Below are 13,756 nucleotides of genomic sequence, written 5' to 3' on the forward strand. Positions count from 1 at the left end.
TACCGATGCAGGCGACGGTCGGCGATCGACTGGTCATCCACGGCAAGGCCGTGGGCAACGCGGAGCGGCACGGCGAGGTCCTCGAGGTCCGCGGTGCGGACGGCAGCCCGCCGTACCTCGTGCGCTTCGACGACGGGCACGAGGCGCTGCTCTACCCGGGCAGCGACTGCGAACTGGAGCACGCGCCGCACTGACGCCCGGGATGCCGCTCAGGCGCGCACGATAGCGTGGAACACATGGTCTTCCACTCGTACGCGGCGATCGGCGACAGCTTCACCGAGGGCGTGGGCGACGACCTCCCAGACAGCAGTACCCGCGGGTGGGCCGACTTCGTCGCGCTCGGGCTGGCGCTCGCGGCCGCACCCGAACCCGTCGGCTACGCCAACCTCGCGATCCGCGGCCGCAAGCTCGGGCCGATCGTCGATGAGCAGCTCGAGGCCGCGATCGCCCTCCGGCCCGAGGTCATCAGTTTCAACGGCGGCGGCAACGACATGCTCCGCCCGCGCATGCCCGAGGAGCTCGTGGCCGAGCGCTTCCGCCGGGCGATCCACCGCATCCACGACGAGGGCATCCACGTGCTCATGCTGAGCGGCGCGAACCCGACCGACCACCTCCCGCTCGGCCGGGTGTTCGACGCGCGCGGCGCCAGGCTCACGCACCAGCTCCGCGACCTCGCGCAGCTCGACGGCGTGACGTTCGTCGACAACTTCGGCGACCGGACGCTCCGCGACATCCGCTACTGGTCGCCCGACAAGCTGCACCTGAACTCGCTGGGCCATGCCAAGGTCGCCTCGAACGTGCTCACCGCCCTCGGCGTGCCGGTGCCCGACGAGTGGGGCGTGGCCGAGGTCGCCGCCGCTCCTGCGGGCCCGCGCAGTCGCAACACCGCCACGTACTACCGCGAGTACGTGCTGCCGTGGGTCGGCCGCCGCCTCACGGGCCGCTCGTCGGGCGACGGACGCACGGCGAAGCGCCCGGCGCTCGAGCCGGTCGCGCTCGACGCACCGGTGGGCGAGTAGCGCGGCGGCCGCGCTCAGTCGGCGAGCACGCCCTCGACGAACGCGCGCGTGCGGCGGGCGAGGCCGTCGATGCGCGACCACGCGTGCGCCCCGCTGCGCACCTCGGCCGGCGCGAGCGGCGCGTGCAGGCGCACGTTCTCCTGGCACGAGAGGTCGCTGCAGAGGTAGGTGCCGATCGTGTTGCCGTTGCGTCCGGCCTCGCCAGCGCGGCGCGCGGAGAACATCGTGACCTGGTTCGCGGGCTGCTGCGTGTGGCAGAGGTTGCACATGCCGGCGCGGAACCGCGAGGCGGGCGGGTCGGCCGCGCGCAGCACGACCCCGACCGGCTCGTCGTCGATGAGCGTGATGAGGTAGCCGCGTCGGCTCGCCTTGCGGTCGCGCCACGCGAGCGCATCGACACGATCCCACTCGACGAGCAGGTACTCGAGCGGCAACTCGAGCTCCTCGAGCTCGCGATCGGTCGCGTTCACGAACGACGACCGGAGCTCGTCTTCGCTGATGGGACGCATCCGACCCCCTTCGACCCGAACCAGTGTAGGCGCGTCCTCGGCGCACGCCACCGCGCGCACCCGCGCGCTCAGGCGAAGGTCGGTCGCGGCCGGTCGTCGACGCGCGGGCACCAGCCTGCGGGCGTGCGGTCGTACTCGTGCGCTGGGCCGTCCGCGACGAGGCGGGCGAGCGCGTCGACGAAGCAGTCGACGTCGTCGGCCGAGGAGCCCGCGCCGAGCGAGGCTCGGAGCCCGTTCGCTCGGCTCGCGACGCGGTCGAAGAAGGGGTGCGCGCAGAACCGTCCGGCGCGCACCGAGATGCCGTGCTCGGCCGCCAGCGCGGCGGCCACGAGGCCGACGGATCCGCGCTCGAGCTCGATCGTGGCGATGCCGAGCCGGTCGTCGGCGTCATCGAAGCCGCGGATGACGCGCACGCCGGCGATCCCGGCGAGGCCGCCGTGCAGTCGCGACGTGAGAGCGTCCTCGTGCTCGCGACGCGCCCGATCACCCAGCCGCTCCAGCTCGACGAGCGCGCGGGCCAGCGCCGCGATGCCGAGCACGTTGGGCGTGCCCGCCTCGTGCCGTTCGGCGCCGCTCTTCCACGTCGCACCGTCCACGCGCACCGACTCGACGGCGCCGCCGCCCTGGAGGTGCGCCGGTCCGGCGTCCAGCCAGTCGGCGCGTCCGACGAGCGCCCCCGCACCATACGGCGCGTAGGCCTTGTGCCCAGAGAAGGCGAGGTAGTCGATGCCGGATGTCGCGACGTCGACCCGCCGGTGCGGCAGCAGCTGCGCGGCATCCACCGCCAGCCGCGCGCCGTGCTCGTGCGCGAGCGCCGCGATCGCGGCGACGGGCAGGACCTCGCCGGTGACGTTGGACGCGCCCGTCACCGAGACGAGCGCGGCAGGTCGGCGGCGCAGCTCCTCGGCGAGCGCGTCGATCGTCTCCGCGACAGTCGGACGGGCGACGACGACGCGGCGCCCGCGCCGCTCCCACGGCAGGAGGTTGGCGTGGTGCTCGAGGTCGAGCACGATGGTCTCGCCGGGCACGACCCCCGCGAGGAGGTTGAGCGCGTCGGTCGTGTTGCGCGTGAACACGACGAGATCGTCGCGGCGGGCTCCGACGTGGCGGGCGACGACCGCCCGAGCGTCGTCGACGAGCGCGGTCGAAGCCTGCGACGGGTAGCCGGTGCCGCGATGCACGCTCGAGTAGTACGGCAGCACGCTCGCGACGTGCGCGCTCACCGCCGAGAGGGCTGGGGCGGATGCCGCGACGTCGAGGTTCACGTGGCGCACGCGCCGTCCGCCGAGCACGGGCACCTCGAGGCCGGCGTCGTCGAGCACCGCGAGCGGCCCGGTGCGCAGCGCCGGCGCGCCGACGGATTCGGCGGTCGCGGACCCGGACATGGCGCCTCCTCGGACGTGGTTCGCACGAGGCTACGGACGCCGACTCGACGGCCTCAACCATGCGCGTCACCGTGCGTCACGTCGTGAAACGGGGCGCAACATGCAACCCCGTCCGCGGCATCCGGACCGGCCGTACGATTGGAGCATCCGGCGCCCCTCGCCGATCCCCCTACCCTGGAGCACCCCACGACGTGACGACCCACGAGACCGACCAGTTCCCCGACGACCGCACGACCGCGAACGGCGACGCCTTCCGCCGACCGGTGCCCGATCCCGGTCGAGGGCTGCAGCTGAGCGACGTCCCCGAGCTCGTCCTCGTCACCTCGCACGCCGAGCACTCCAGGTTCGACCGCGACGACCTCGTCGTCCGCAAGGGCCAGTACGCGCTCGCGAACGGGCACGCGACGCCTGACGAGTCGATGGTCGAGGACCTGCTCGCCGTGGCATCCGCCCTCGACGCCGCCGGCGTCGAGTACCTGCTGATCCGCCGCGACGGCGGGCGGCCGGTGCTCGCGGTCGATCGCGCCGCGCGCAAGCGGGTCGTCCGCGCGCTCACCCGCGCCTTCGCGAACGAGCCGTTCTACTCCGCGACGATCGTGCCCGAGAAGGCCGTGGACGCGCGGCACGTGCTCGTCGCCGACGGCATGCTGTCGTCCGAGCGCAAGCCGCGCGCCGTCCGGGTGTACCGACCGCGCATCGAGCCGGTCGGCCGCCTGCGCTACGGCGCCGAATCCGCCGTGCAGCTGGAATTCTGGCGCTTCGGCGAGGAGATCATCGAGGCGCCGTGCGAGAACGCGCTCATGCGCCGCACCCTGCCGCGCTCGGAGGCGATCGAGGACACGGTGCACCTGCACGGGCGCGACTGGCGCACGATCGAGCACATGTGGTCGCCGCTCGCGAGCGACGTCGACTTCGAGATCGACATGGTGTTCTCGTGGGTCGACGGCTCCGACACCGAGTTCCTGCGCGAGCGCGCGCGCCGCATGCAGACGTACGTGGTCGGCGAGGGCGACGAGTCCGAGGCGCGCTACCGCCAGATCGACGAGTTGAAGTACGCCCTTCGTTCGGTGCACCTGTTCGCGCCGTGGGTGCGCCGCATCTTCATCTGCACCGACTCGCCCGCGCCCGGCTGGCTGGCCAGGCACCCGAAGGTCACCATCGTGCGCAGCGAGGAGATGTTCGCCGACCTCTCGGTGCTGCCCACCTACAACTCGCACGCCGTCGAGAGCCAGCTGCACCGCATCGAGGGGCTCGCCGAGCACTTCCTGTACTCCAACGACGACATGTTCTTCGGCCGTCCGCTCTCGCCCGACCTGTTCTTCTCGCCCGGCGGGATCACGAAGTTCGTCGAGGCGACGACGCGCATCGGCCTCGGCGAGACCGATCCGAGCCGCTCGGGCTTCGAGAACGCCGCCCGCGTGAACCGCGCCCTGCTCCGCGAGCGCTTCGGCAAGGTGACGACACGCCACCTCGAGCACTGCGCGGTGCCGCTGCGCAAGAGCGTGATGGCCGAGCTCCAGGACGCGTTCCCCGCGGAGTTCCGACGGACGGCGGCGAGCCGGTTCCGGTCGGCGACCGACATCTCGGTGACCAACTCGCTGTACCACTTCTACGCATTGCTGACCGGGCGGGCGGTGGTGCAGACCGACGCGAAGGTCAAGTACATCGAGACGACGCTGCGGCGTGCCCTGCCCGCCATGAAGCGCCTGCTGAAGCGCCGCGACATGGACATGTTCTGCCTCAACGACGGGAGCTTCCCCGAGATCTCGATCGAGGAGCGCACGAGCGCCGTCATCGACTTCCTCGACCGGTACTTCCCGTTCCCGGCGCCGTGGGAGAAGGGCGCCGCGGATGGCGCGTCCGCCGCCCCGGCCACGGGCGACGTGCCCTCGCTCGACGAGCTGCGTCGCGCGGCCGGCGACCTCTCCGCCTGACGCCGAGGCCGGCCGCCGGGGCCGCTACGCGAGCACGGGGATGGGCTCGGTGAAGGGCGGCTCGGACGTGCGCACGATCATCGGCGCCGCGGCATCCGGGATCACCAACCCGCCTTCGGAGAGCCGGCGCGCGGACTCCTCCGCGTCGATCCAGTCGAGCGCGGGGTGCTCGCCGAGCGGCACGACCGAGTGCAGCACCGTGTCGGGGTAGACGTGCACGAGGTTGAACGCGCGAGCGCCGTCGCGGCCGCGGGTGCCGCCGACCGGCACCGTGAGGTCCTGGGTGTAGCAGCTCGCCGAGGCGACCGAGACGGGCACGCCCGCGAAGGTCGCGGACGACGAGTAGTGCAGGTGGCCGCCGATGATCGAGCGGATGTCGCTGCCGGCGACGACCTCGGCGAGACCGGCCTGGTCGCGCAGCTCGACCGACACGGCGAGGTCGAGCACGCTCGGTACGGGCGGATGGTGCATCGCGAGGATCGTGCCGTCGGGTGCGGGGATGGACAGCTCCTCGGCCAGCCAGTCGAGCTGGTCGCTCGTGAGCTCGCCGTGGTGATGCCCCGGCACCGACGTGTCGATGGTGATCACGCGCAGGCCGGCGACGTCGTAGACGCGGTCGACCGGCCGCTGGCCCCCCGCGACGTCGCGGAACAGGCCGCGCCGGAAGGCGTCACGATCGTCGTGGTTTCCCATGACCCAGATCACCTGCGCGCCGAGCCGGGCGGCCGCGGGCTCGACGATCTCGCGGAGCAGCTCGTACGCCTCGGGCTCCCCGCGGTCGGCGAGGTCGCCCGTGAAGACGATCGCCTCGGGTCGCGCGCCCGACGCCTCGAACTGCGCGAACAGGTCGCGGAGGTGCGCGTCGGACGCGACCCGGTCGTAGAGTCGGCGTCCGCCCCCGAGCAGGTGCGTGTCGCTGATGTGCAGGAGGAAATGCGACGGCCGCGGATACTCGGCCCTCCGGGTGTTCACGAATGCTCCGTCTCGTTCGACTCTGCGGATCGTCCGGGTGTGACGAACCTAGCGCAGCAGCCTCGGCCGAACGCGCAGTGAACGCGGGGTGTGACGAAGCTGAACGTGCGGATCCGACCCACGTTCGAGGGACGTTGTCAAGGGCCTCCCGCAAGGACCTGCGAGCCCCGAGACTCGCATGCGAGGTGGTCGTCACCTCGTGGCAGGCCGATCGGTTGAGCCGAAGACCGTTCCCGTCCCCCGGGAGTCTTCTCCGATCGGCCTGCCGTTCCCCCGGGTCACCTTCGGGTGCCGCGGTCGACCGCCCTCGGGCATCGCGGTCGACCGTCGGGGGCCCGGGAGGCATCGCGGCCGGCGCGGGCCTGGAGGCATCGCGGCCGGCGCGCGGTCCGCGCGTCAGCCCTTCGGCTTGTCGGGGCGGTTCGTCGCGCCGGGCGGATCCGGGCGCCCGTTGGAGTCGGTCGTCGGATCGGTCGTCGGCTCGACCGGCTCGGTCGTGGGGTCGGCGTCGGAGGTCGGGGCCTGCGGCTCGGTGGTCGACCCCGGCGTGGGGGTCGGTGTCGGCGTGGGGGTCGGCGTGGGGTTCGAGGACGTGGGGACCGGCGAGGGCATCGTGAAGTCCGAGCCGGGCTGGGGTCTGACCGGCGAGTCACCGGTGAGTTCGCCTCCGACTGCCGGTCGCGGCACCTGGGCGATCATGGCGATCGTGCCGCCGATCGCCAGCGCCGAGACGATGAGGGCACCGCCGACCAGCACGAGCACGCGATGCGCCGAGACCCACGGCAGCACGGGTCCGGCCCGGAAGACCGCGAGCGCGTCGCCCCCGCGTCGACGGGCGGTGAGGAGTCCGGCACGGCTGACGGTGAGCCCGGCGGCGACGGCCGCGGCTGCGGTCTCGAGGGGTCCGACGGGCCCGACGGGGTCGGCAGCGCGGCGGCCTCGCCGCCTGACTGTCCCCTCCGCTCGGGCGTTCTCCATGTCGTTCACCATCTCGCTCGTCCGTTCGCCGGAGTAGCCTACCTGCCGCTTCCTGATCGGTCCTCATGAACGGGGATCGGCGGCGGGGGCTTGACACACGGCGCACCGGCTGCCCCGCCGCGGGCGGGGGGTCCGAGGGATCAGTCCCGCGCCGCGGCCATGAGCCGGTCGAGCCAGGCGGTCGACGTGACCTCGGGGCTGTCCTCCCCGAACTCGTGCGCGTGGGCTCGCATGCGCTCTCGCGTCGCGGCGAGGTGTGCGACGGCGTGCGGATGGCGCAGCTCGGCCCCCGGCACGTGGCGCAGCACCGCGAGCGCCAGCGTGTACCGGTCCAGCCCGTTCATGCGCAGCATGTCGAACGGCGTCGTCGTGGTCCCGCGCTCCGCGAAGCCGTGGACATGGAAGCTGCCGTGGTTCGGCTGCCGGTAGGCGAGCTGGTGGATGAGTGAGGGGTATCCGTGGAACGCGAACACGACGGGCGCGGCATCCGTGAACACCGCCGAGAACTCGGCGGCCGCGAGACCGTGCGGATGTTCGTCGAGCGCGCGGAGCCGCATGAGGTCGACGACGTTGACGACGCGGAGGCGCAGGTCGGGCACCGCCTCGCGGAGCAGCTGCACGGCCGCGAGCGCCTCGAGCGTGGGCACGTCGCCGGCGGCCGCGACGACGGCGTCGGGCTCGTCGCCCTCGACCTCGGTCCCGGCCCAGTCCCACACGCTGAGACCCCGCTCGCCGTGCGCGAGCGCCGCCTCGTACGACAGGAACGTCGGCTCGGGCTGCTTGCCTGCGACGATCACGTTGACGTGGTCGCGCGAGGCGAGGCAGTGCTCCGCGGTGACGAGCAGCGTGTTCGCGTCGGGCGGCAGATAGACGCGGACCACGCCCGGCCCCTTGTTCACCACGAGGTTCAGGAATCCGGGATCCTGGTGCGAGAAGCCGTTGTGGTCCTGGCGCCAGACGTGCGAGCTCAGCAGGTAGTTCAGCGATGCGACCGATCGCCGCCAGGGGACCTCGTCGGCGACCTCGAGCCACTTCGCGTGCTGGTTGAACATCGAGTCGACGATGTGGATGAAGGCCTCGTACGAGGCGAGCAGCCCGTGCCGCCCCGTGAGCAGGTAGCCCTCGAGCAGGCCCTGCAGCAGGTTCTCGCTGAGCACCTCGATCACGCGTCCGCTGCGGCCGAGGTGCACGTCGACGGGCAGGCGCTCGGCCATCCACTGCTTCGACGTCACCTCGAACACGGCGCCGAGGCGGTTCGACTCGGTCTCGTCGGGTCCGAACACCCGGAAGTCGCGCGGGTTCTCGCGGATCACCTCGGCGAGCCACCGGCCGAGCACGCGCGTCGACTCGGCGGTCGTGCCCGGCGCGATGCGGCGCGCCGCAGCATCCGGCAGCACCAGGTCGTGCAGCAGCTCGCCGCCGTTCGCCGCGGGCGTCGCGCTCATGCGGGCCTCGCCGCGCGGCCGGATCAGGTCGAGCTCGGGCACCGGCGCGCCCGCCTCGGTGAACAGCTCCTCGGGAATGTACGAGCGCAGCCACTCCTCGAGCGCCCGCAGGTGCGCCGGATCGGTGCGGACGTCCGTGAGCGGCACCTGGTGCGAGCGCCACGTGCCCTCGACGGGTTCGCCGTCGACCTCGCGCGGTCCGGTCCACCCCTTGGGGGTGCGCAGCACGATTATCGGCCAGGCCGGCCGGGCGGCCTCCGGATCACCGGCATGCTCGGCGCGGATGCCGTCGATGCGGTCGAGCGCGTCGTCGAGCGCGCTCGCGAACGCCTCGTGCACGGTCATCGGGTCGACCCCGACGTCCCCGCCGACGATCACCGGCGCATAGCCGTAGCCGCGGAACAGCTCGAGCAGCTGCGACTCCGGCAGGCGCGCGAGCAGCGTCGGGTTGGCGATCTTCCAGCCGTTGAGGTTGAGGATCGGCAGCACCGTGCCATCCGTCGCGGGGTTGAGGAACGCGTTCAGGTGCCAGCTCGCCGCAAGGGTGCCGGTCTCGGCCTCGCCGTCGCCGACGACGCACGCGACCAGTCGGCGGGGCGCGTCGAACGCGGCCCCGTACGCGTGTGCGAGGGAGTAGCCGAGCTCGCCGCCCTCGTGGATGGATCCGGGAGTCTGCGGCGCGGCGTGCGAGGGGACGCCCCCGGGCGTCGAGAACTGCCGGAACAGCTCGGTCATGCCGTGCTCGTCCAGCGACACGCGCGGGTACGACTCGGTGTACGCGCCGTCGAGCCAGGCGTTGGCGAGCATGGCCGGCCCGCCATGACCCGGCCCCGCGATGAAGAGGGCCTGCAGCGAGCGCTCGCAGATCGCCCGATTCAGGTGCGCCCAGACGAGGTTGAGCGCCGGCGAGGTGCCCCAGTGCCCGAGCAGTCGCGGCTTGATGTGCTCCGGGGCGAGCGGATGGCGCAGCAGCGCGTTGTCGCGCAGGTAGATCTGGCCCGCGCTGAGGTAGTTCGCCGCGCGCCACCAGCGGTCGACCGCGACGAGTTCGGGCATTACGCGGCGGTCCACCCCACGACCATGGCCTCGACGGAGGTGTGCGGCACCACGACGACGGGTCCCGCGAGGTTCATGAGCAGGTCGGTGTTCGTGCGGCCGAGCGGCAGGAATCCACGGCTGGGCACGCGGCGGCCGGTGACGGTCAGCACGGCACGCCGCGAGACGCCGATGAGCGCACCGGATGCCGGGTCGGCCGTCGAGCGCACCTCGATCTGGATGCCGGGGTGCACCGCCGCGGCGAGCGACGCGGCGCGGTCGCCGACGTTGGAGGCGTCGGGTTCCCCTCCGGCAGCTCGGAGCAGGACGAGCGGCTCGCGCAGCCGCCTCGCCTCCTGCGCCGCGAAGCGGACGGCGTCGTCGCTGTCCACCCCGTCGGCCACGCCGACGGCGACACCGCTCCGGCCCCGCCACGAGGTCACGGGCACGATCGCGCTCGGCACCGCCGAGACCGCTGCGAGCTGGAGGCTCCGCGAGCCCAGCGCGTGGCCGTGGAAGTAGCCGACCTTGTGCGTGCCGACCGCGATGAGGTCGGCGTCGCGGCCGGCCTCGGCCAGCGCGAGCATGGGGCTGCCCGTGGCGATGGCGCCGCGGACGTCGAGGCCCGCGGCCAGCTTGCGGGCGAAGCCCAACTCGCGTTCGGCGCGCTCCTCGGTGGTCTGCGTGAGCTCGGCGAGCGCCGATTCGCCGATGGACCCCCAGCCGTCGTCGACGACCGTGATCAGCGCCACGTCGTCGCGCATGGTGCGCGCCCGATCGATCGCCCAGGTGAGCGCAGCGCGGCTCGCGACACTCCCGTCAGCCCCGACCACGATCGTCATGGAGCAAGCATCCCGACCTGAACCCCCCCGAGCGGGGCCTTTGGTCCCCCTACGTCGCCGACACGCCCAGTGCTACAGTTTCGACTGTCGGGGGACGGGAGGTGAGCGCTGCAATCGTCGCCACTGTCGTTTCCGGAGGGCCCGCGAGTCGAGCTCGATCGTGCCCTTCGCGACCTCGTCGAGCGTGCTGACGAGGTGATCCACACCCAGAGCCGTCTGCGTGCGCTCCTGCACGCCACGCAGGCCGTGGTCGAGCAGACCGAGCTGTCCGAGGTGCTCCGGCGCATCGTCGAGGCCGCGGTCGAGCTGGTCGATGCCGAGTACGGCGCGCTCGGCGTGCTCGCGCCGCAGGCCGGGCTCGAGGAGTTCATCCACGTCGGCATGCCCGACGACCTCGTGCGTCGCATCGGCCACCTGCCCGAGGGGCAGGGCGTGCTCGGCGCGCTCATCGACCACCCCGAGCCCATCCGGTTGAAGGACCTCCGCGACGACCCGCGGTCGGTCGGCTTCCCCGAGGGCCACCCGCCCATGCACAGCTTCCTGGGCGTGCCGGTGAGCGTGCGCGGCGAGGTGTTCGGCAACCTCTACCTCACGAACCAGCGGAGCGGCGAGTTCTCCGAGGAGGACATCGAGCTGACCTCCGCCCTCGCCGCCGCGGCAGGCGTCGCGATCGACAACGCGCGGCGATACGACGAGGCCCGCATGCGCGAGGCGTGGGCCGCGGCATCCGCCCAGGTCGTCGCCGCCCTGCTCACCGACCCCGATACCGAGGGCACGGCGGCCCTGATCGTCGACGAGCTCGCGACGCGCGGCGCCGCCGACCGCATCGCGCTCCTCGTCGCGGTCGACGGCGGACATGCCCTGCAGGTCGTGGAGGCGCGCGGCATGGACGCCGCCGTGATCGACGGGGCGGTCATCGCCGCGGATCGCACGCTCGGTGCCGTCGTCCTCGAGGGCGGCGAGTCACGGGCGACGCCGGGGGGGCGCATCAACGGCGCCGCAGACGCGCTCGCACTCGAGCACGAGGGCCATGTCGGGCCGGTGCTGTTCGTCGTGATCCGCAAGGATGGCGCGCCGTCGGCGTTGATCGTCGCCGGACGTGAGCCGGGCAATCCGCACTTCACCGCCGCCGAGATGCGCATCGCCGAGGACTTCGCCGAGCGCGTGTCCCTGGCCCACGAGCTCGCGCGGGCCCGCGAGGCGCAGCAGCGCTCCGTGCTGCTCGAGGACCGGGCCCGGATCGCCCGGGACCTCCACGACCACGTCGTGCAGCAGCTCTACGGCGCCGGACTCGACCTGCACACGGTCGCCACCCTCTCCGACGACCCGGCGAGCGCGCGCATCGACGCGGCGGTCGCGGCGATCGACGAGGCCATCGCCCAGGTCCGGACGATCGTATTCGCGCTCACGCCGCGCGCCGACGGAACTCCGTCGCTGCGCCATCGCGTGCTCGACCTCGCCGCGTTCGCCTCGAGCCACCTGCCGAAGCCGGTCGCGGTCACCTTCACCGGGCCCGTCGACCTCGTCGCCGAGGGCGAGCTCGCCGACGAGCTCACCGCGTCGGTGCGCGAGCTGCTCTCGAACTCGGTGCGGCATTCCGGGGCGGCGTCGGTGCAACTCACCGTCGTCGCGGTCGACGGCGCCGTGACGGCCGAGGTCTCCGACGACGGGCAGGGCATCGACCCGTCCGTCGCGCGCCGCAGCGGGCTCGAGAACCTGCGCGTGCGCGCCGAGCGGCTCGGCGGGTCGTTCCTCATCGACACCGGGCCCGACGGCACGCACGCCAGCTGGTCCGTCCCGACGGAGCCGACGCGGACGGAGCGGGTGTCATGACCCGGGTGTTCCTCGTCGACGACCACGAGATCGTCCGCCGCGGCGTGGCGGAGCTGCTCGAGCGGGAGTCCGACCTCGAGGTGGTCGGCGAGGCGGGCACCGTCGCGCAGGCCCTCGCGCGGATCGAGGCGACGGCGCCCGATGTCGCGCTGCTCGACATGAGGCTGCCCGACGGCGACGGCATCGACCTCTGCCGCGAGCTGCGGTCGCGACATCCCGTACTCGCGTGCCTCATCCTGACCGCGTACGACGACGACGCGGCGGCGATGTCGGCCGTGCTCGCCGGAGCCGCTGGCTACGTGCTCAAGAACGTGCGCGGCACCACCATCATCGAGGACGTGCGCGCCGTCGCGAAGGGACGCCGGCTCATCGACCGGTCGCTGTCGGCGAAGGTCGTGGAGCAGGCGCAACGCGACGACCACGACGACCCGCGCTTCAGCGCACTGAACCTCCGGGAGCGGCAGGTGCTCGCCCTCATCGCCGACGGGCTGACGAACCGGCAGATCGGCGAGAAGCTCGGCCTGGCCGAGAAGACCGTGAAGAACTACGTCTCAGGTCTGCTCTCGAAGCTCGGCTTCGAGCGACGCACGCAGGCCGCGATCTACCAGCTCGAGCGACGCAACCACGACCCGGCCTGACCTTCGGTGGCCGGGTCGCGCCGCGCCGGGCATGCCGGAGGCCGGCCCCGGGCGGTGTCGCGCCCGGGAACCGGCCTCCGTGATACGGCGCCCGACTCCTAGAAGTCGAAGTCGCCGATGTTCTCCGCGTCGAACACGAACGGGTCGCCGAGGAGCACGGTCGCGTCGGCGCCGACCTCCTTTTCGCCGAGCTTGCCGGCGTCGAACGTGTCGCCCTCTTCGCCGGTGATCTCGCCCTCGATGAGGGCCTTCGCGGCGTAGGCGGCGAGGTAGCCCAGGTCGGCCGGGTTCCACAGTGCGAACGAGGTGACGGTGCCGTCCTCGACGTACTCGCGCATCTGGTTCGGGGTGCCGAGGCCGGTCAGCGCGACCTGGCCCTTGTACTCCGACGTCGACAGGTACCGGGCCGCGGCGGCGATGCCGACCGTGGTGGGCGAGATGATGCCCTTGAGGTCGGGGTAGGTCTGCAGCAGCGCGGCGGTCTTGTCGAACGAGGTCTGGTCGTCGTCGTCGCCGTACACGGTCTCGACGAGCTCGATGTCGGGGTGGTTGGCCGCGAGCTCCTCTTCCATGAGCGCGATCCACGCGTTCTGGTTGGTCGCGTTCGCCGACGCCGAGAGGATCGCGATCTGGCCCGCGTCGCCGATCTGCTCGGCGATCAGGTCGACCTGCACCTTCGCGATGCCTTCTGCGGTGGCCTGGTTGATGAACAGGTCGCGGCACTCGGGGTTGGTGTCGGAGTCGAACGTGACGACCTTGACGCCGGCATCGCGGGCCTCGTCGAGCGCGTCGCAGATCGCCTCGGGGTCGTTGGCCGACACGACCAGTCCGCCGACGCCCTGCTGCGCGGCGGTCTGGATGAAGCTGACCTGCGACGTCGGCGAGATCTCCGCCGGGCCGACCTCGGCGAACTCGCCGTCGAACTCGGTGACGGCCTCCTCGCCACCCGCGTTCGAGGTGTCGAAGTAGGGGTTGCCGAGGGCCTTCGGCAGGAAGGTGATCGACAGGTTGGCATCGCCGCCGCCCTCGCCGCCGCCGCCATCGCCGCCGTCGCCGCCACCGGCGCAGCCGGTGAGGACGAGCGCGGCGGCCGCCGCCATCGCCGTGAACGCCACGCCGAGGCGGCGCGTGCGGTGTTGAGTGAACATCGTTGTTTCCTTCCGTGG

At 72.6% G+C, this 13,756-nt stretch carries 12 protein-coding genes; 5 read left to right on the forward strand and 7 right to left on the reverse strand.

Annotated elements, in window-relative coordinates; genetic code table 11:
- Positions 1-5: 5 nt before the first annotated feature.
- Positions 6-194: a DUF1918 domain-containing protein gene (locus tag ACFQ58_RS15060; RefSeq protein ID WP_376951972.1), complete on the forward strand. Its 189-nt coding sequence runs from the start codon at positions 6-8 to the stop codon at positions 192-194.
- Between the two features lie 42 nt (positions 195-236).
- Positions 237-1,019, forward strand: coding sequence for an SGNH/GDSL hydrolase family protein (locus ACFQ58_RS15065; RefSeq protein ID WP_376951973.1), 783 nt, complete (start codon positions 237-239; stop codon positions 1,017-1,019).
- 14 nt (positions 1,020-1,033) lie between these two features.
- Here ACFQ58_RS15065 and ACFQ58_RS15070 read toward each other — a convergent pair whose 3' ends face one another.
- Positions 1,034-1,528: an FBP domain-containing protein gene (locus tag ACFQ58_RS15070; RefSeq protein ID WP_376951974.1), complete on the reverse strand. Its 495-nt coding sequence runs from the start codon at positions 1,526-1,528 to the stop codon at positions 1,034-1,036.
- Positions 1,529-1,596: 68 nt separating this feature from the next.
- Positions 1,597-2,913: an aminotransferase class V-fold PLP-dependent enzyme gene (locus tag ACFQ58_RS15075; RefSeq protein WP_376951975.1), complete on the reverse strand. Its 1,317-nt coding sequence runs from the start codon at positions 2,911-2,913 to the stop codon at positions 1,597-1,599.
- A gap of 290 nt (positions 2,914-3,203) precedes the next feature.
- Here ACFQ58_RS15075 and ACFQ58_RS15080 point away from each other — a divergent pair, with 290 nt between their 5' ends.
- Complete coding sequence (locus tag ACFQ58_RS15080) at positions 3,204-4,847, forward strand: stealth family protein (RefSeq protein WP_376952036.1); 1,644 nt, start codon at positions 3,204-3,206, stop codon at positions 4,845-4,847.
- A 24-nt stretch (positions 4,848-4,871) separates the two neighbouring features.
- Here the strand turns inward: ACFQ58_RS15080 and ACFQ58_RS15085 are convergent, their stop codons facing one another.
- The 4 genes from ACFQ58_RS15085 to ACFQ58_RS15100 form a co-directional block, all read right to left on the reverse strand.
- Positions 4,872-5,819: a phosphodiesterase gene (locus ACFQ58_RS15085; RefSeq protein ID WP_376951976.1), complete on the reverse strand. Its 948-nt coding sequence runs from the start codon at positions 5,817-5,819 to the stop codon at positions 4,872-4,874.
- Between the two features lie 396 nt (positions 5,820-6,215).
- Entirely contained in the window at positions 6,216-6,809 is a 594-nt protein-coding gene (locus tag ACFQ58_RS15090; protein WP_376951977.1) for a hypothetical protein, read from the reverse strand.
- A gap of 128 nt (positions 6,810-6,937) precedes the next feature.
- Positions 6,938-9,298, reverse strand: coding sequence for a phosphoketolase (locus ACFQ58_RS15095; RefSeq protein WP_376952037.1), 2,361 nt, complete (start codon positions 9,296-9,298; stop codon positions 6,938-6,940).
- Entirely contained in the window at positions 9,298-10,119 is an 822-nt protein-coding gene (locus ACFQ58_RS15100; protein ID WP_376951978.1) for a universal stress protein, read from the reverse strand. Before ACFQ58_RS15100 ends, ACFQ58_RS15095 begins: the two co-directional genes overlap by 1 nt.
- 195 nt (positions 10,120-10,314) lie before the next feature.
- On the opposite strand from ACFQ58_RS15100, the gene ACFQ58_RS15105 reads away from it, so the two are divergent.
- Entirely contained in the window at positions 10,315-11,952 is a 1,638-nt protein-coding gene (locus ACFQ58_RS15105; RefSeq protein WP_376951979.1) for a GAF domain-containing protein, read from the forward strand.
- The gene (locus ACFQ58_RS15110) at positions 11,949-12,590 is read left to right on the forward strand and encodes a response regulator (protein ID WP_376951980.1); all 642 of its coding nucleotides are present in this window, start codon (positions 11,949-11,951) and stop codon (positions 12,588-12,590) included. Before ACFQ58_RS15105 ends, ACFQ58_RS15110 begins: the two co-directional genes overlap by 4 nt.
- Before the next feature lie 98 nt (positions 12,591-12,688).
- Here ACFQ58_RS15110 and rhaS read toward each other — a convergent pair whose 3' ends face one another.
- Positions 12,689-13,738, reverse strand: a complete 1,050-nt coding sequence (gene rhaS / locus ACFQ58_RS15115; RefSeq protein ID WP_376951981.1) for a rhamnose ABC transporter substrate-binding protein — start codon at positions 13,736-13,738, stop codon at positions 12,689-12,691.
- Positions 13,739-13,756 lie beyond the last annotated feature (18 nt).

Source organism: Agromyces sp. NPDC056523 (assembly GCF_042794545.1).
Classification (GTDB): Bacteria; Actinomycetota; Actinomycetes; order Actinomycetales; family Microbacteriaceae; genus Agromyces.